This is a genomic window from Luteibaculum oceani, assembly GCF_007995015.1.
Lineage (GTDB): Bacteria > Bacteroidota > Bacteroidia > Flavobacteriales_D > Luteibaculaceae > Luteibaculum > Luteibaculum oceani.
In genome coordinates, this window is the sequence record NZ_VORB01000004.1 from 160,533 (window position 1) to 179,068 (window position 18,536).

The 18,536-nt window shown below is 40.9% G+C and carries 14 protein-coding genes; 8 read left to right on the forward strand and 6 right to left on the reverse strand.

Annotated features, from left to right (window positions below):
• Positions 1–4: 4 nt before the first annotated feature.
• Genes FRX97_RS05420 through FRX97_RS05435 form a run of 4 tightly spaced genes read right to left on the reverse strand, consistent with a single transcriptional unit; the run spans position 5 to position 3,994 of the window.
• On the reverse strand, positions 5–436 hold the full coding sequence (locus FRX97_RS05420) for an LNS2 domain-containing protein (protein ID WP_147014174.1): 432 nt from the start codon (positions 434–436) through the stop codon (positions 5–7).
• A 5-nt stretch (positions 437–441) separates the two neighbouring features.
• Complete coding sequence (locus FRX97_RS05425) at positions 442–1,800, reverse strand: (Fe-S)-binding protein (RefSeq protein WP_147014175.1); 1,359 nt, start codon at positions 1,798–1,800, stop codon at positions 442–444.
• Positions 1,801–1,804: 4 nt separating this feature from the next.
• The gene (locus FRX97_RS05430) at positions 1,805–2,821 is read right to left on the reverse strand and encodes an MlaD family protein (RefSeq protein ID WP_170227035.1); all 1,017 of its coding nucleotides are present in this window, start codon (positions 2,819–2,821) and stop codon (positions 1,805–1,807) included.
• A 9-nt stretch (positions 2,822–2,830) separates the two neighbouring features.
• Positions 2,831–3,994, reverse strand: a complete 1,164-nt coding sequence (locus FRX97_RS05435; protein ID WP_223266569.1) for an N-acetylmuramoyl-L-alanine amidase family protein — start codon at positions 3,992–3,994, stop codon at positions 2,831–2,833.
• 55 nt (positions 3,995–4,049) lie between these two features.
• On the opposite strand from FRX97_RS05435, the gene FRX97_RS05440 reads away from it, so the two are divergent.
• Both FRX97_RS05440 and FRX97_RS05445 read left to right on the forward strand, forming a co-directional pair.
• The gene (locus tag FRX97_RS05440; RefSeq protein WP_147014177.1) at positions 4,050–6,650 is read left to right on the forward strand and encodes a putative LPS assembly protein LptD; all 2,601 of its coding nucleotides are present in this window, start codon (positions 4,050–4,052) and stop codon (positions 6,648–6,650) included.
• Position 6,651: 1 nt separating this feature from the next.
• Complete coding sequence (locus tag FRX97_RS05445) at positions 6,652–7,029, forward strand: Rid family detoxifying hydrolase (RefSeq protein WP_147014178.1); 378 nt, start codon at positions 6,652–6,654, stop codon at positions 7,027–7,029.
• Here the strand turns inward: FRX97_RS05445 and FRX97_RS05450 are convergent, their stop codons facing one another.
• Entirely contained in the window at positions 7,030–7,521 is a 492-nt protein-coding gene (locus FRX97_RS05450) for a hypothetical protein (RefSeq protein ID WP_147014179.1), read from the reverse strand.
• 2 nt (positions 7,522–7,523) lie between these two features.
• Positions 7,524–9,251, reverse strand: coding sequence for a M61 family metallopeptidase (locus tag FRX97_RS05455; RefSeq protein ID WP_170227036.1), 1,728 nt, complete (start codon positions 9,249–9,251; stop codon positions 7,524–7,526).
• 92 nt (positions 9,252–9,343) lie between these two features.
• Between FRX97_RS05455 and lpdA the strand changes: the two genes are divergently transcribed.
• From lpdA to FRX97_RS05485, 6 genes are all read left to right on the forward strand, one after another.
• Positions 9,344–10,732, forward strand: a complete 1,389-nt coding sequence (lpdA, locus tag FRX97_RS05460) for a dihydrolipoyl dehydrogenase (protein ID WP_147014181.1) — start codon at positions 9,344–9,346, stop codon at positions 10,730–10,732.
• Between the two features lie 432 nt (positions 10,733–11,164).
• Positions 11,165–13,342 (forward strand): S9 family peptidase, encoded by a 2,178-nt coding sequence (locus FRX97_RS05465; protein ID WP_147014182.1) that lies wholly within the window; start codon positions 11,165–11,167, stop codon positions 13,340–13,342.
• 21 nt (positions 13,343–13,363) lie between these two features.
• Positions 13,364–14,710 (forward strand): peptide MFS transporter, encoded by a 1,347-nt coding sequence (locus FRX97_RS05470; RefSeq protein WP_147014183.1) that lies wholly within the window; start codon positions 13,364–13,366, stop codon positions 14,708–14,710.
• 14 nt (positions 14,711–14,724) lie between these two features.
• Entirely contained in the window at positions 14,725–16,476 is a 1,752-nt protein-coding gene (locus FRX97_RS05475; RefSeq protein ID WP_147014184.1) for a peptide MFS transporter, read from the forward strand.
• Between the two features lie 84 nt (positions 16,477–16,560).
• The gene (locus FRX97_RS05480; RefSeq protein ID WP_147014185.1) at positions 16,561–17,097 is read left to right on the forward strand and encodes a thioredoxin family protein; all 537 of its coding nucleotides are present in this window, start codon (positions 16,561–16,563) and stop codon (positions 17,095–17,097) included.
• A gap of 116 nt (positions 17,098–17,213) precedes the next feature.
• On the forward strand, positions 17,214–18,500 hold the full coding sequence (locus tag FRX97_RS05485; RefSeq protein WP_147014186.1) for a citrate synthase: 1,287 nt from the start codon (positions 17,214–17,216) through the stop codon (positions 18,498–18,500).
• Positions 18,501–18,536 lie beyond the last annotated feature (36 nt).

The following is an 18,536-nucleotide window of genomic DNA, read 5'->3' on the forward strand; positions in this document are numbered from 1 at the left end:
AATATTATCTTTTAAAAACTTGGATTTCTTTTTTCTTTACAACTAAATCGGTGAATTTTCCGTGAAAACGCGTCGCTCTCACAATGTGGTTATCTATCCAATGATAATTTCCACCTCTCGGTTTTCCCATGAGAAGACCGTGGTATTTAAACCCATTTTCGGCTAACCATTTCTCTGTTACCGCTCTATGTTCTTCGGTTCTGGATGTGAAGAAAGTAATGATATGCCCTTGATCGTACCATTGGTTTAGAGTTTCTAGAGCATCTGGATACAATTCGGCAGTTGCCATGCGCTCTGGTTCCTCGTTTGGAATATCGTCGCAAATGGTTCCGTCTATATCCACGAGATAATTTTTTACCTCATCGGGTAGAACGGGGCTAATTTTCTTCCCATCAACTTCAATTTCCCTTAACTCGTTTCCAGCAACTTTGGTCATAACTATTATTCGTTTATCCAGTTTGCTCTATCGGCTTGTCCAAAGGCCCAAGGAGCAGCATTATTCTGGATATTATTAACCATACCTGTTAGTTCCGATGGCATAGAACTTGCCTCCATTACCAAGGATCTTCTTAACTCCACAATAATTTTCAACGGATCGATATTTACAGGACAAGCATCTGTACATGCATTACAAGTAGTACATGCCCATAGTTCTTCGTCACTAATGTAATCTCCTAATAAAGCCTTACCGTCGTGGTGGTCTTTACCATTTTTATCGATGGCCTTACCTAGTTCCTCAACACGATCTCGGGTATCCATCATCACCTTTCTTGGCGATAATTTTTTCCCAGTAATGTTTGCTGGACAAACTGAAGTACATCTACCACATTCGGTGCAAGTGTAGGCATCCATTAAACTTTTCCAGCTTAAATCGGTAACGTCTTTAGCTCCAAAACTTGGAAGTTCTGGTTCAGCTCCATCTGCTGGCGCATCGCCTGCTGCAAAAGGATCTGCATTGGGATCCATCATTAATTTCACCTCCTTAGTAACCGCCTCTAGGTTACTAAACTCTCCTTTGTTTTTAAGGTTGGAATACCAAGTATTTGGGAAAGCCAGGATAATGTGAAAGTGCTTTGATTTTGGTAGGTAGTTAAGGAATAGCAAAATACCTATAATGTGAATCCACCAAGCAGATCTTTCTATCATCGCAAGGCTTCCTAGGTCTGACGGCAAAATGCCCGTAAGCAAATTAGACACCCAAAATCTTCCTTGAAGATCGAGGTTATATTTTGCCAAGCCAGCTTCGTTTAAAGCGGCCACATCAGTGGTCATTAGTACCGTATCTGCCGCATTCATAATTAAGAAAGCCCCCATCAAAATAATCTCGATGTAAAGGATGTAAAGCGCATCTTTTGTCGGCCAACCCTTCATTTCGGGTTTCCAAAAACGCGGTACCCTTAGCACTAACCTTCGGATTAAGAAAACCACAACTCCAACCACTACCAATACCGCAAAAATTTCGAAGGTATTGATCATGAAGTAGTAGAAGTCCCCCAGTATAGCATGAAACACACGGTGTGTTCCCAGTATACCATCCAAAATGATTTCCAGTACCTCAAGGTTTATAATCACAAAACCTGCATATACAAAGATGTGCATTAATCCAGCCACCGGTCTTACAACCATTTTGCTTTGCCCTAATGCTACCTTAGCCATGGTTTTCCATCGCTCCGCTTTGTTATCGGAAATATCTTCGTCTTTCCCTAAGAGAATATTTCTTCTAATTTTCCCAACCTGCTTGGCAAAGAAGAAAATCGCCGCACCGAGAATTAATACAAATACAATGTTAGAAAGCCCCATAAGCTTATTTCATTTTTAATAATTGTTTGAGCCTTTGCTCTTCTTCTTCAGATAATATTAAGCCTTTATCTCTTCTTCCAATAAGGCTGAAATTCACGTATCGAGACGGATTAGATCGCATATCCTCAAGCAAACGTTCCAGATCGTTCACCGCCTTTACCATAGAATTATGCAGGGTATCAGACTGCATGAGTTTACCCAAGCTTCCATTCCCCTGCTCCACTCGCGTTAGCATGTTGTTTACCTTTTTCATGGAGGCTTCGGCATTTTTCACCATCTCCCCTACTTCAGCATCGGCTAAATTGTCAGATAAGGTTTTTACATTCTTAATGGTAGCATCTAATTCCTCGGTATTTTCTTTAAAAACCGTGGATGCCGCATCGATGTTCTCCACCGCAGATGCAATGTGAGACTTCTCTTTCTCTATTAACTCCTCTATATTTTTTGCCGTTTTGTACAGCGACTCAAAGGTTCCCCGGATTCCGTAAAAACTCTGCCCCAGCTGATCCAGTGAGGATTCGTTTAAAACTGTTCTCAAAACAATGAGTACAGAATCTATGGATCCGATAAGGTTTTCGGCTTTAGCTTTTATCGGAGCCAGCTGCTCACTTACCACGTCCTTTAAACCTTCTTCAATGCTTGCTTTAATAGTATCCCCTGCATTTAATGGGTTTCCCTGAGGGTTTACCAATAAATCTATCCCTTTAGATCCAAGTAAATCTGCAGATACAATTCTGGCGACAGATTGATCAGTTAATCGCACGTTGGGATCTGTAATGCGAAGCTCCACCAACAATTTGCTTTGAGAACCAGGAACAAAACTAACCCGCGACACCTGCCCCACCTTAAATCCATTTATCCAAATGGGATTGGTGGCGGTTAATCCATCCACTCTGTTGTACACCGCAAAGTAATTGTGCTGCGTGATAAAGATGTTTTTGCCCTTTAAGAAATTAAGACCAAAAACCGCTATTGCAATACCTCCAAGTACTAAAAGCGCTATTTTAACTTCCTTTTTCAAACCTATTTCTTAGTTCTTTTCTAGTTCTTTAATTGCATCCTGCACTTTTAGAGGCTCGGAACCTTTCAAGGCAATTACGAAGGCCGATTCAAAGCCCTTCTTTTTTACTTTCTTCAAAGCTTTTTTGGCTTCATCGTAATTAGGGAAAGCACCATGAACGTATTTATACCTGCCATCCACGTGCAATTCTTCTATTTCGTCTAGCCCTTGAAGCTCACTACTGCCTTCTTTAATTTTTCGCGTTGAAGATAACAATTGAATCTTAAAAACAATGCCGTATGGGTTATCGGAATACTCCTTTTCATTAACATTTTCGGCCGGCCCCTGCATTTCGACTTTTGCGGAAGATTTAACCGTTAAATCAACACCTTCCCTGTGCTTTTTCCACTCTTTAAAAGCACGATAAATTGCCGATGCCATATATACCTGCCCCAATTCTGAATTGAGAAAATCTTCTTCCTTGGAATTCGACAAGAACCCTAATTCAATCAATACCGAAGGCATGGTAGAGCGATTTAGCACGTAAAGCACTCCTTGTTTAACACCTCTTGACCTTCTTCCAACCCTGTTCGCAAATTGTTGCTCCACATAATTTGCAAAAGTGATACTCTGGTCTTGAAACGCGCTTTGATATAAACCAGCAAACATCTCAGACTCGGGATTATTGGGGTCGAAATCGGAATAAGTTTCCTTGTAATCGTCCTCCATAAAAATTACCGAGTTTTCCTTTAGCGTTAATTCTCTATTGTACTCCTCGTATTTAAATCCCATTACAAAGGTTTCCGTTCCGGCTGCCGATTTACTATTTGCAGCGTTACAGTGAATGGAAATAAAAAGATCTGCCTTGTTCTTATTGGCAATTTCTGCCCTTCCAGCAAGCGTTACAAAAGAATCATCTTTACGCGTAAAAATCACCTTGATATCGGGGAATGCTTCTTTAATGTATTGCCCTACCTTAAGAGCAACCTCTAGAGCAATATCCTTTTCGCGGGTTTTATATCTACCCGTCCCCATGTTCCCAGGGTCTTTCCCACCGTGGCCAGCGTCTATCACCACCGTTTTAACTCCGGCAAATTCCTGACCATTTACCCCAGCCGCACAAACCATAAAAACTGCTACAACCACAAGTTTGAGTCTTGTAAACAGATTATTGGTATAAATTTTGGACATCATTTGAGCGCGAATTGGTTAGTTTTGCCGTTCATCAAACAAAAATAGCAGGAACATCTTGCAAACTGGAGCCTCAACACATGTGATTTTCCGCTACCTACTGTTAATAACAATACTAACAGTCAGCGTTAGCCTACAAGGACAAAATCAAGGTTCCAACATCAAAAACGAGACCGTTTCCGATTCTATTTCCTCCGACAGCTCAAAACTGAGAAAAAGACCCGAGAAAATAGGCAATCTCTTCCTTCCAAAATCACAAACTTTTGAAACTACTGTTAATTACGACGCCAAAGACAGTATAAAATACAATCTGCGAGATAAGGAAGTGGTGATGTATGGAGATGCAAAGGTGACCTATGGCGACATTGAATTGAAAGCCGCTAAAATCACCTACGGCTTTACCACCAACGAAGTGCTTGCGGTACCAACAACAGATTCAACCGGTGCTTTAGTTGGAAGACCCGTTTTTGTGGATCAAGGTCAGAATTATGGCGCCGACACCATACGATACAACTTTAAGACCCAAAAAGGAATTATTAAACAGGTAAATACCAACATTGCCGACGGACATGTTTTTGGGGCACGAGTAAAGCGAAGCACCAATCAGGTTCTTTACATTCAAGAAGCTGAATTCTGCCCCTGCGAAGATCCTGAAGCGAAGACGCGTATACACGCCAAAAAACTAAAAGTAATTCCCAACTCCAAAGTCCTTTCCTCATCCTGGGTATTGAAATTGGGAAAAATACCTACTCCCCTAGCCTTCTTTTTTGGATACTTTCCAAACAGCACCAAAAGGAATGCTGGTATAATTCTTCCTAGATATGGAGACTCTCCTAATCTAGGATTCTTTTTGGCAGATTTTGGATGGTATCAACCCCTAGGCGAAAAGGCCGATTTAAAATTGATGGGATCGGTGTATACCAAAGGGAGCTGGAACACCTCCTCCGCACTACGATATAAAAACAATTATCGCTACAGTGGAAATCTAGACTTCTTGTATCAGGTATCTAAATCTGGATTTCCTGAATTACCAAGTACCTTTTCCAAGACAAGCGATTTTAAAATAAACTGGAATCACCGCCAAGATCCTAAAGCGCGACCAAATAGCTCCTTTAACTCTTCGGTAAACATTGGTACATCTACGGTAAACCGAAATAACATTGGAAGTAATTCAGAAGAATTCTTAACGAATACCTTCCGATCCAACATCAATTATTCTAAAACATTTCCTGGGAAGCCCTACAACTTTTCTGCTTCGGCATCTCACTCGCAAAACACCAATACGGGAATCGTTAACGTAGACTTACCCCAGTTCAACTTTAACCTCACGCGTTTATACTTACCACTTAGCTGGCTAAAAGCTAGTGACAACGCTAAAACCATGTGGTACGAAAAAATTGGGGTGAACTATGCAGCCAACTTCTCTAATAGGGTGAGTGCCCAAGAAGAAGAATTTTCACTGGAAAACTGGAATGGATTAAGGCGAAAAATGCAAAATGGAATTCGCCATAATGCTAATGTTAGTACTTCCTTAAAGAAGTTTTTCTTCACCATTAACCCCTCATTTAACATTACGAACCGAACTTATTTTAGAAAAATAGAACGCAGCTTTTCTAACGAATTACAGGCACCGGTTACCGACACCTTACCTGGTTTTTATAATGTTTTTGACTACGGATTTAGCACTTCTGTAACCACCAACGTTTACGGGATGTACACCTTTAAAAAGGGTCCCGTAAAAGCCATTAGGCATTTAATGACACCATCGGCTAGCTTCTTCTACAGACCCGGGTTCGATTATCGCCAGTATGGATTTGTAGGGACCGATGGCGCTTACACCTCTTACACTCCTTTCGATGGACAGATTTTCGGAGTTCCCAATCCAAATCATTCTGGCGGGGTAAGCATTAACCTCCAAAACAATGTAGAGGCCAAGGTGATAAACAGAAAAGACACCACAGGAATTGGCACCAAAAAGATTAAATTATTAGAGGCTTTTAACCTGGGAACCAACCACGATTTTTTACGCGATTCTATAAAATGGAGTAACATTAACCTAAATGCCCGTACCACCATTTTAAAATCACTAAGCTTAAACTATTCAGCTAATCTGGATCCATACGGATATAACGAGTCTGGTCAAAAAATAGACGAGGCCTTAATTACGCAACGAGGAAAACTAGTTCGTTTTGCCAACCAAACTTTTGCCCTGAATTATAGCTACCGACCAGGGATGTACAAAGAGGGTAACAGCAGCAAAACAAAAACGGCAAAAAGCGACACCACTATTCTTGGACTTATTGTAGATGGAATAAAACCAGAAATAACGCTGGGGTACAATTATTCCGTTTCGCAAGTTTTCCAGGACGGAGGGTTTAATGCCAACAAAACACCTCATACTATTTCTATTTCTGGGTCTTTCGACTTTTTTGAAAAAGTTAAATTGAGATATACTACGGGTTACGACTTCATTCAAAAGAAAACCTCTTTTACCCAGTTTAACTTATACGTAGATCTTAATTGTTGGGAGTTTAGCGCCAGTTTTGTTCCGTTTGGAAACATAAAGAGTTACTCGGTGGCCTTAAACATGAAGTCCAATTTGCTGAGAGATCTTAAATTAGAGCGCAACCGTACCTTTAACGAGAATACACAATTTTAACATGGCAAAAAAGGCATTTAATAGTCCCAATGCTCCAGCTGCTGTTGGCCCATACAGTCATGCCGCTTGGGCTGGCGACACGCTTTTGATTAGCGGTCAAATTGCATTAGACTTAGAAGGAAATCTTCACACCTCCGACATAAAAACCGAAACCACCCGGGTTTTAGAAAATGTAAAAACCATTATTGAAACTGCAGGTCTTACCATGGATCACATTGTAAAATGCAGCATTTTCCTTTCGGATATGGATAATTTCCAATCGGTAAATGAGGTTTACGCTACCTATTTTGGAGAAAATCCACCTGCCAGAGAATGTGTTGCTGTTAAAACACTACCCAAGCAGGTGAATGTGGAAATATCAGTGATTGCACACCGTTAGTTACTGGTAAACCAAATACTTTTTTTGCGTTGCATAAAGCCCAACGAAAATTGCATTAATAATTAGGGTTGGCCAGAATAAAATAGGTACCATACCTGCAATAAAAATAGGTACCACCACTTGCAAGGTACAGCCAAAGGCATAGAGCAAAAATCCTCTACGGTTTAATCGCCACATATAGGCGGCTCCAAATAAAATTATTGCTCCAAAAATGATGTTATTAAGAGCCAATGGTTTTTGATATGCTATAAGCTTTTCAGCCTGATTAAAATAGCCTTCCATTATGGATGCTGCTGGGCCTTCTTGCTCCTCGATATCTTCGCGAGCCCCATCTAAAACTTCCTCGGCAATTTCCTGTTGTTGCTGGGTATCGCCAAAATAGGTGCTTAAATTACTCGCCACCGTCCACCCCGATGAAATAAAGGTGAGTACACAAAGTATGGTCAGTAATGTTGGACGCTTTGCTTGTTCAGTGAAATCTATTTCTTCCATGCTTATTTCTTATAACTCCATTTATTGTAGGCTTCTCTTTGCGAACGAGAAGGGTGATCCAATCTTTTTACTTTATAATCTTTATAAAACACTCTTTCCGAGGCTTTTAGCTCTATTAGTTTCACAATAGAATTTCTTCTTAATACAAACTGGTACTTATCGTCAACAAAATACTCTAGCCATTTTGGAAAATCATCCTCCGCCTCTATATCATTCACCATTAACAATTGATCTCCAACATATAAGCCCATTGTTTCTGCCGGAGAACCTGGATAAATCGCAATAATATGCCATGGATTTTCCCCCTTACGTTGTACTATTTTCATTCCCAAATGGGCCTCATGAAACTCTTTAGCGGGTTTTGCCTCGTACTCCAATCCTAGATAATCAAAGGCCTCATCAACAATAGCGTGGTAATCGCCCGTGCCATGGATGTAATTTTCAAAAAAGGCTCGAATATCCTCCCCAGCAAAATGCGCAATGGTATCCCAGTATTGCTGCTCCGAAACTCCCAATCCATTTTTGTAAAAGTCCTCATAGAGTTTATGCATCACATCGTGGAAAGACTTTTTCCCATCGTGTTTTTTACGAATAATGGTATCCATACAGAAGGTTAAAAGCGCTCCTTCGTTGTAAATAGAAACCTTTCTATTCGGAATTCCGCGTTCGTATCCATCTAGCCAGGTATCAAAAGAACTCTCAGCTACAGAATGGTTGTAACGTCCAAAATTATTGAAATGTCTATCAAAAAACTTCTCGAATTCCTGGGCTAAATCTTCAAACTCCCAAACACCGGATTGAAACAGAAGTAGATTCCCCATATAGGTGGTTACCCCCTCACATAAATAGCCGAGGTTAGAGTAGCTATCCTCATTATAACGGTAGGGCCATAACTCTATTGGGCGAATGCTTTTTACATTCCACGCATGGTACAGCTCATGGCAAGAAATGGATAAGAATTCGTTGTAATCCTTTCCTAAAATACTGTGCCCAGGCCCCAATGCAATTACCGTACTTTCTTTGTGCTCTACCCCATGATGAAAATTATTGGGTAGCCCTATAAACAAGAAGTGGTAGTCTTTGTATGGATTCTCCGAAAACAAAGCTTCGTTAAGTGTGATGAACTTTTTAAAGTCTCGTGAAATTTTGGTTTCATCCAACTTAAAGTAACCCCAGAAATGAAGGAAATATGTGCTTCTATCTGTCTTAACCTCTATGGTTTGGGATTTTTTTACGCACATAAAAGGCGTATCGGCAATGTGGTGGAAATCGGAGAATTGATACTTACCGTCTTTTAATTCGGGCATAGCCCCCAAAACCTTCAGCCCCTCCTCGGTTTTAAGTTCTAATGTACAAGGCGTAGCTTCTTCACCCACCGGATATAAACATAAGTTTACGGGGTTCACATATAAAATCCCGCGGTCTACATAAGTTGATCCAGCATTTAAATCAGCCGCATAATAATTGTAGGAAATATGTAACTCCTTAGCTCCTTGGGTTTCAATTTCCCAGGTATGACCTTCTACTTTTCGAAAATTCAGATGCTTTTTATTCTCATCAAATACGTGAAATTCCTGAATGTTTTTAGCAAATGAGCCTCTTTCGTAACGTCCAGGCCTCCAAAATGGGAGGTTAATCAGCTGAATATCAGCTTTGGGATTTTCCATACAAAAATCCACGTGAATGAAATGTCTGGTTGGTATTTCGTAGCTAAGTTTATAGTGTATCAAATCGATTTACAGTTAAGGATTTGCTTAAGAAGGACTAAAATTAGATTTTATTACTTTCGCCTCAAACTTACAAGCTAATTTCTACACGAGATATGGATTATGACATTATTGTTTTAGGTAGTGGTCCCGGTGGATACGTTACCGCAATTCGCGCAGCCCAATTGGGAATGAAAACTGCAGTTGTTGAGCGCGAATCTTTAGGTGGAATTTGTCTGAATTGGGGCTGTATTCCTACCAAAGCTTTATTAAAAAGTGCATCCGTTTTCGATTATATAAATCACGCAGAGGATTACGGTATTAAAGTAAGCGGCCAGGAAGCAGATTTTGCCGCTATGGTGAAAAGAAGCCGTGGAGTTGCTGATGGAATGAGCAAGGGGATTCAGTTCTTAATGAAGAAGAACAAAATAGACGTAATTATGGGAACTGGAAAGCTGATGAAAGGAAAGCAGCTTGAAGTTACCGACGCCGATGGAAACAAAAAGACCTACAAAGCTAAAAACATCGTAATCGCAACAGGAGCTAGATCTAGAGAACTTCCTAATCTTAAGCAAGACGGGAAATACGTTTTTGGTTATAGAGAAGCGATGACCCTACCTCAACAACCTAAAAAATTGGTTGTAGTTGGATCAGGAGCTATTGGAGTTGAATTTGCTTATTTCTACAACTCTATTGGAACCGAAGTAACTATAGTAGAATACTTACCTAACATTGTTCCTTTAGAAGACAAAGAAGTAAGTAAAGCCTTAGAAAGAAACTTCAAGAAGGCTGGTATCAACATCATGACCAACTCTTCGGTTGAGAAAGTAGATACCAACGGCGGAAAATGTAAGGTTACCGTTAAAACCAAAAAAGGCGAAGAAATTATAGAAGCCGACGCAGTTTTATCTGCGGTTGGAGTAACAGCGAACATCGAAAACATCGGATTAGAAGATGTAGGTATCGCTACCGACAAAGGAAAAATCCTTACCAACGATTTCTACGAAACTAACATCCCAGGTTACTACGCTATTGGAGATGTAATTCCAGGACCAGCTTTAGCCCACGTTGCTTCTGCTGAAGGAATTACTTGTGTGGAGAAAATCTCTGGAATGAACGTAGAGAAAATCGACTATAACAACATTCCGGGTTGTACTTACTGTTTCCCAGAAGTAGCTTCGGTTGGATATACCGAAGACGCAGCGAAAGAAGCAGGATACGAGATTAAAGTGGGTAAATTCCCATTCTCAGCTTCTGGAAAGGCAAGTGCGGCCGGACATAAGGACGGATTTGTGAAGTTAATTTTCGATGCTAAGTACGGTGAATTATTAGGAGGACACATGATAGGTGCCAACGTAACTGAAATGATTGCCGAAATAGTAGCGATAAGAAAATTAGAAACTACAGGGCACGAAATCATTAAAACCGTACACCCACACCCAACCCTTTCGGAGGCGGTAATGGAAGCAGCAGCAGCGGCTTACGACGAGGTGATACATATTTAATCTAAAGATTATCGGATAACTAAAAGCGGCTTCGGCCGCTTTTTTTGTTTTTGGGTGCACCACAGAAAAGCACGGAGGTTTTTTTTCTTCGAAGCATTCGGTCGCCGAGTGATCCCGCGGTGAGCGGGATTGTATCGAGGCGCACCACAGATTACACAGATTAACACAGATTATTTTTGATGAGGGATTGGAGATTAAGGATTAACTGGTCGCCCTATTCATTCCTGGTAATACACGCAAATCATTCTCCGAAGCTCGTAGTCTGAGCGAAGTTGGAGACAGCTCCCCTTCATCCCTTCATCCCTTCATCCCCTCTTCCTTTCATCCCTTCATCCTTTCATCCTCCCTTAGGATTCCTTGCTTTTTAAGCGATTCGTAAGCTTGTATTAACGAATTCTTATATCTTGGCGCGGCTTAGAAATCAGGACCTACATGAGAAAATTATCATTGCTTTTTAGCTTGTTGCTGTGTGTTACACTGACGGCGCAAGACAAACAGCTTAGCCTAGAAGATATTTGGGCTTCAGGAAAATTTAGATCCCAAGGCATATCGGGTATACTTCCTGCCAACAACGGATCTAACTACACCGCAATAACCATGGGCGACGAAGGGCCTGAAATTGCTACCTTCTCGTACAAAACCCAAAAGAAAATTGGTACGGTTATTACTCAAACTCAGGCTCGCTACGAGGGCGAAAATCTTTCCCTTTATGGCTACGAATTCTCTAAAGACGAAAAGAAATTAATTCTCGGGAAAGATGTGGAAAGCATTTACCGAAGAAGCTCTAAGGGCCACTATTTTGTGGTGGATGTTGCTTCCAAGGAAATCAAGCCCATCTCCGATGCCGAAAAAGGAAAAATCAGCCATCCAACTTTTTCTCCAAACGGGAAAAAAATTGCTTTTGTAAGAACGAATAATTTATACATCGTAGACCTTAACACTGGCGAAGAATCTCAAATAACCACAGACGGTGAATGGAATAAGGTCATTAACGGTATGTGTGATTGGGTTTATGAAGAAGAATTTTCTTTTACCAAAGCTTTTTTCTGGTCACCTGATAACCAATACCTTGCGTTCTACCGATTTAACGAGGAACAGGTACCAACGTACACCATGCGCTATTACAAGGCGTTATATCCGGAGCTTTATTCGTTTAAATACCCAAAAGCAGGAGAGAAAAATGCTATAGTATCGATTCACATTTATAACACGGTAGACAAGCAAATGGTAGATGCCAAAATTGGGGAAGAGCAAGACCAATACATCCCAAGATTGAAGTGGATACCTGGAATTAACCGCTTGTGTGCATACCGTATGAATCGCTTACAAAACAAGCTAGAGTTACTTAACATTGATCCAAGCACAGGAGATAGCCGTGTATTCTATAAGGAAGAGTCTGCTACTTACGTAGAAGTAACCGACGACCTTCTATTTACAGAAGACGGGCAACGTTTTTATATCACTTCGGAAAAAGAGGGATATAACCAAATATATGCCTACCACACTTCTGGAAAACCCATTAGCAAATTAACCACCGACAAATGGGATGTTACCAGTGTTTATGGTTTGGACAACAGCGGTTACATTTATTTTCAAGCGGCCGCCATTAAGCCCTACCAAAGGGAAATCTATAAAATGAGCACCCGCTCTAAAAAACTAATCCGCTTAACCCCAGAAAATGGATATAGCACAGCAGATTTCTCCAGCGATTTCTCATACATGATTCACCACTACCGCTCCGCAAACCAACCTGAGAAAGTATTTCTGAAAAACAACAAAGGGAGAAACATCAAACTACTTGAAGGAAATGAAGACTTGGCCAACAAACTGGCTGAATATAACTTAAGTCCAAAGGAGTTTTTTACGTTTACCACCGAGCGCAAGCAAGAGCTATATGGCTACATGATAAAGCCTGAAAACTTCGACGAAAATAAGGAGTATCCAGTATTTATGACCTGCTACAATGGCCCTGGAATAAACCGTGTAAACGACTATTGGGAAGGCGCCAACCAGTTATGGTTACAATACCTAGCCCAAGAAGGTTATTTAGTGGTATGTGTAGACGGTAGAGGTACAGGTTATCGCGGTGCAGATTTTAAGAAATGTACTTATAAGCAACTTGGAAAATTAGAAACCGAGGATCAAATTTCTGCAGCGAAATGGGTTGGAAAACTGCCTTATGCCGATGCCAATAGAATTTCAATGCAAGGATGGTCTTACGGCGGTTACATGACCCTATTGTGTTTAACCAAAGGTGCTGATGTTTTTGCGGCAGGAATATCTGTAGCACCCGTTACCAACTGGAGATTCTATGACACCATCTACACCGAACGCTACATGGCCTTACCCCAAGAAAATGGTAAAGGATATGACGACAACAGTCCGCTTTCTCACGCAGAGAAATTAGAGGATCCGTTGTTGCTAGTACATGGGTCTGGAGATGATAATGTACATGTTCAAAACACCTTTGAAATGGTGGAAGCCTTGGTGCAAGCCAACAAAGACTTCGATCAGTTTATTTACCCAAACAAAAACCACGGAATTTATGGTGGAAACACGCGATTGCACCTATTTTCCAAAATGGAAAAATTCTTAAAAGAAAATCTATAACAAAAACCATAAGCCTAGAATATGTCAAACATAACTACCAACAACTCAGGAGAGCTATTTGGACACCCTAAGGGGCTATTCATTCTCTTCTTTACCGAATTATGGGAGCGCTTTTCATACTATGGAATGCGTGCAATTCTTGTTCTATTTATTTACTCATCTATATCTGATGGAGGAATGGGTTGGACCAAAGAGGAAGCTCTAGGTCTTTACGGATGGTATACCATGCTGGTTTACCTAATGTCTATTCCCGGAGGTTTACTTGCCGACCGATTAGTGGGTCAGAAAAAGGCAGTAATGATAGGTGGAGTATTGTTATGTGCAGGGCACTTGGTACTGGCGGTACCTGGACAAGCTGCATTCTTCGCAGGTCTTACGCTTATTGTACTGGGTGTAGGTGCGCTTAAGCCCAACATTTCTACCATGGTTGGAGGCCTTTATAAAAAAGGAGACATCCGCCGCGACAAAGGATTTACCATTTTCTATATCGGAATAAACATTGGTGCTTTCCTTTCGAGTATTTCTGTGGCTTATGTTGCCGAACTTTACGGTTGGCACTATGGATTTGGTCTGGCTGGAATTGGAATGATAGTTGGGCAAATCGTATACGTTTGGGGGCAAAAATTCCTAAAGGGAGTTGGAGACTTTATCCCGAAAAAATCTGAATCTGGAGAGGACAACAGAAAAGCCCTTACCAAAGTTGAAAAAGATAGAATGCTGGTGCTATTCTTATCCTTCATTATCATTATTGTTTTCTGGGGTGCATTTGAGCAAGCTGGTGGTTTGATGAATATCTACACCAACGAAAAAATTGATAGAACCATTTTTGGAACCGAAATTCCGGCGGGAGTATTCCAATCGGTTAACTCTTTCTTTATCATGACATTTGGAACCTTGGTTGCAGCTTATTGGGCTAAGAGAAGAATAAAAGGACTTGAAGAGTCATCATTATTCAAGATGGCTATTGGTACCATAATTATGGGAACTGGATTTATTATGATGACCGCTGCTGCTGTAGATGCCGACGCTTCTACCGACGGAAAAGGAGCATTGATTTGGTTAATACTAGCGTATTTCCTTCATACCATTGGAGAACTTTGCGCCTCTCCGGTAGCGCTTTCCTTTATTACTAAACTGGCTCCGGTAAAATATGCTTCATTTATGATGGGAGCTTACTTTGCTGCCACTGGATTGGGGAATAAAGTAGCAGGATTACTAGGAGAATACTCAGCAAGCTGGGGGGAACTAGAAACATTTACTGGAATAGCAATATTCGCCATTCTATTTGGTGTGGTATTAATTCTAGCACTTAAACCACTGAAGAGATTAACTCACGGTGCCGAAGACGGTGAAGCAGAAGTAGCTTAACGAATCAAAACCCTATGAATAATTTGCGTTTTGGCGGTTCCGATGTTAACCAAAAGTTGGTTCTCGGACATCCATCTGGATTATTTATCCTGTTCTTTACGGAAATGTGGGAGCGCTTCTCATACTATGGAATGCGCGCCCTCTTCGTACTGTTTCTTACCTCCTCATTATTGGACGGCGGTTGGGGTTGGCCACGAGAACACGCGCTAGCCCTTTATGGAACCTACACCTCCCTAGTATATCTTACGCCTATTTTAGGTGGCTTTATTGCAGATCGATTTACAGGGTATAAATGGGCGGTAATAGCGGGAGCAATTATTATGACCGCTGGGCATGCCTCCATGGCCATAGAAATCCACCCTTTCTTTATGTACATGGGGCTTTTCCTCCTTGTGGCTGGAAATGGATTCTTTAAACCCAACATGACCTCCATTATTTCGGAGATGTACAAAGACCATGAGGATAAAAAAGATGGCGCCTTCACCATTTATTACATGGGTGTAAATGCCGGTGCCTTCCTTGGAATTATGCTCTGCGGTTATATTGGAGAAAAAGTTGGCTGGAGCTGGGGCTTTGGTTTAGCAGGTATCTTTATGTTCTTCGGTATGCTACAATTTTATTTAGCACAAAGCATCTTTGGAGAAATAGGCAACAAGCCACTGAAAACAAAATCTTCTGAAGTAAAAGTTCCAGAAGGTGACAAACTAAACCCATTTACCAAGCTGGATTTAATCTTTGTTGCCGTATGTTCATTAATTGGACTGGTTTGGATTATCGACGACCCGGTATCAACCATTAGCGGGTTTACCATTTTTAACTTTGAATTTGCCGGTTATCCCGGTGCCACCGTTGCCATTGTTTTGGCTGTATTGCTATTCTTTGTGCTAGTGGTTTCCAGGATTATTCGCTATACCCCAAAGGTGAGAGATAGGATGATAGCCGTTGCTATATTTTCCTTCTTTACAGTATTCTTTTGGGCCGCTTTCGAGCAGGCTGGAGGGTCCATGACCATCTTTGCCCGAGATTATACCAATCGTTTACTCACTGGAAATGGCGCTGTAATATTCGATGTATTCAATACCCTGCTTACCGTGGTTCCGCTCGGAATTATCACTTGGGTTATTGCTAAGTTATTCCAACAAACATATGGCGCCTACAAGGGTGCAAGTGCAGCACTGGCCACTAGTTTTATTATTATCTGGGGAATAGTTATATGGATGCTAGTAAAGGAGTTATCCAACCCAGAAACAGAGGTAGCTGCCTCTTGGTTTGGAATATTAAATTCCTTCTTCATCATATCTTTTGCTCCATTATTCTCAAAAATTTGGGAAAGCAAATACAACCCATCGGCATCAGTTAAATATGCCTTGGGATTGATATTATTGGGAATTGGATTCGGAGCATTGGCTTTTGGAGCATCAGGAATACCAACGGGAGCGCAAACTGCATCGGTAAGTATGATTTGGTTAATTCTTGCCTACTTATTTCACACCCTTGGTGAACTCTGTTTATCTCCTGTTGGATTATCCTACCTGAGTAAACTAGTTCCAGCTAGAATGATAGGCTTGATGTTTGGAGTATACTACTTGGCCATAGCCATTGGTAACAAGGTAGCTGGAACCATGGGATCAAAAATCGATGCTTTAACTGAAGAATACTCGTTGAGTTTCTTCTTTTTGATTTTCTTAATCGTACCTGCTGCGGGAGGGGTTCTCATGATTATTTTAAACCCTGTGATGAAAAAATTAATGCACGGCGTTAGATAGTCTGTGTTAAATGCAGTTAAAGGGAGAACCGCTAACTCCCTTTAACAAATTGCCACCTTAAATTTGTACCAAATAGTGATGTTCATGAAAAGTTTATTGTTAACCATCTTCACCTGCCTAATTCTGGGACCTGTTTTTGGACAGATGCAAAATCCAGAGATTAATTGGATTACGATGAATGAGCTAGAGCAAGCTCAGAAAAAGGCTCCAAAAAAGGTTTTGATAGATGTATACACCTCCTGGTGTGGACCCTGTAAAATGATGTTGAAAAACACCTTTCACAATCCAGAGGTTGTAGATTACGTAAACGACAACTTCCACGCGGTAAAATTTAACGCAGAAGGTAACCAAGTGGTTAATTTTAAAGGATACGAATTTGCGAACCCGGGTTATGACCCAAATCGCCGAGGGCGCAATGCAACCCATGATTTAGCATTGGCCATTGCACCAAGCCAAGGCAGAATTGCTTATCCAACGATTGTATACATGGATGAGGATTTGAGCATCATTTTCCCAGTACAGGGATACATGCAGCCTCAACAAATAATGCCACTTCTATCTTACGTAAGCTCCGACGCATACAAATCTCAGAGCTACGAAGAATACAAGAGTGCAGAGTAGGTTCAGATAATTTTAACGTTTTTCTATAATTTGAGGGGATGGGTGAATACGCCTTATCCCCTTTTCTTTATATATTTACGCGACTTTTATCCAACCATAGATATAGATAGAAAACAATGAGTGAAATTGCCAAGATCCAATTAGGAGGAAACGAGTATGAATTGCCCGTAATTACGGGAACTGAGGATGAGAAAGCCATTGACATTGCCAAGTTAAGAGGGCAAAGTGGCTACATTACATTGGATCCGGGTTTTAAAAACACAGGCTCAACTGAGAGTGCAATTACTTTTTTAGATGGTGAGAAAGGAATTCTTCGTTATAGAGGTTATCCTATCGAGCAACTTGCAGAGCATTCGAACTTTATCGAGGTAGCTTACCTACTTATCAATGGAAAGCTTCCAAACCGTCACGAGCTTGACCAATTCCAGGGAACCATTAACAGACATTCCCTTGTACATGAAAACATGAAGTTAATGTTGCAAGCATTCCCAGCGCATGCGCACCCAATGGGAGTTCTTTCTTCTTTAATGGCTTCATTAAGTACTTTTTATCCGGAGTCTCAAAATCCACATAGAGCACCTGAAATGGTAAACCTTACCATTATTAGATTGCTTTCTAAAATGCCTACGCTAGCAGCTATGGCACACAGAAACAGCAGTGGAGCTCCAATTATGTACCCTAAAAACTCTTTAGGTTACCTAGAAAACTTCTTATACATGATGTTCGGTATGCCAACCGAAGAATTCAGTATAGACCCTGTAATCGTTGATGCTTTAGATAAACTATTAATTCTTCACGCAGACCACGAGCAAAACTGCTCTACTTCTACTGTGAGAATAGTAGGATCTTCTCAAGCCAACCTATATTCATCTATTTCTGCTGGTGTTTCTGCACTTTGGGGACCACTTCACGGTGGAGCTAACCAAGCGGTTATCGAAATGCTAGAGAATATCAAGGCCGACGGTGGTAACATCGAAAAATGGATTGATAAAGCAAAAGATAAGGATGATTCGTTTAGATTAATGGGCTTCGGTCACCGTGTTTACAAAAACTTCGACCCTAGAGCTAAAATCATTAAGAAAGCTGCAGACGACGTTCTCAACAAATTAGGAATTAACGATCCTGTTTTAGAAATCGCGAAGAAACTAGAAGAAATTGCTCTTCAAGATGAGTATTTCGTGCAGCGTAATCTGTATCCAAACGTAGACTTCTACTCGGGTATCATTTACAGAGCTCTTGGTATTCCAACTGAGATGTTCACAGTAATGTTTGCTCTTGGTCGTCTTCCAGGTTGGATTGCACAGTGGAAAGAAATGACAGAAAGAAAAGAGCCTATCGGACGTCCACGTCAAGTGTACATCGGAGAAAACGTAAGAGATTACGTTCACATGGCCGACAGATAGTCAAATATTTAAATTCATAAAAAAAACCGCTTCGAA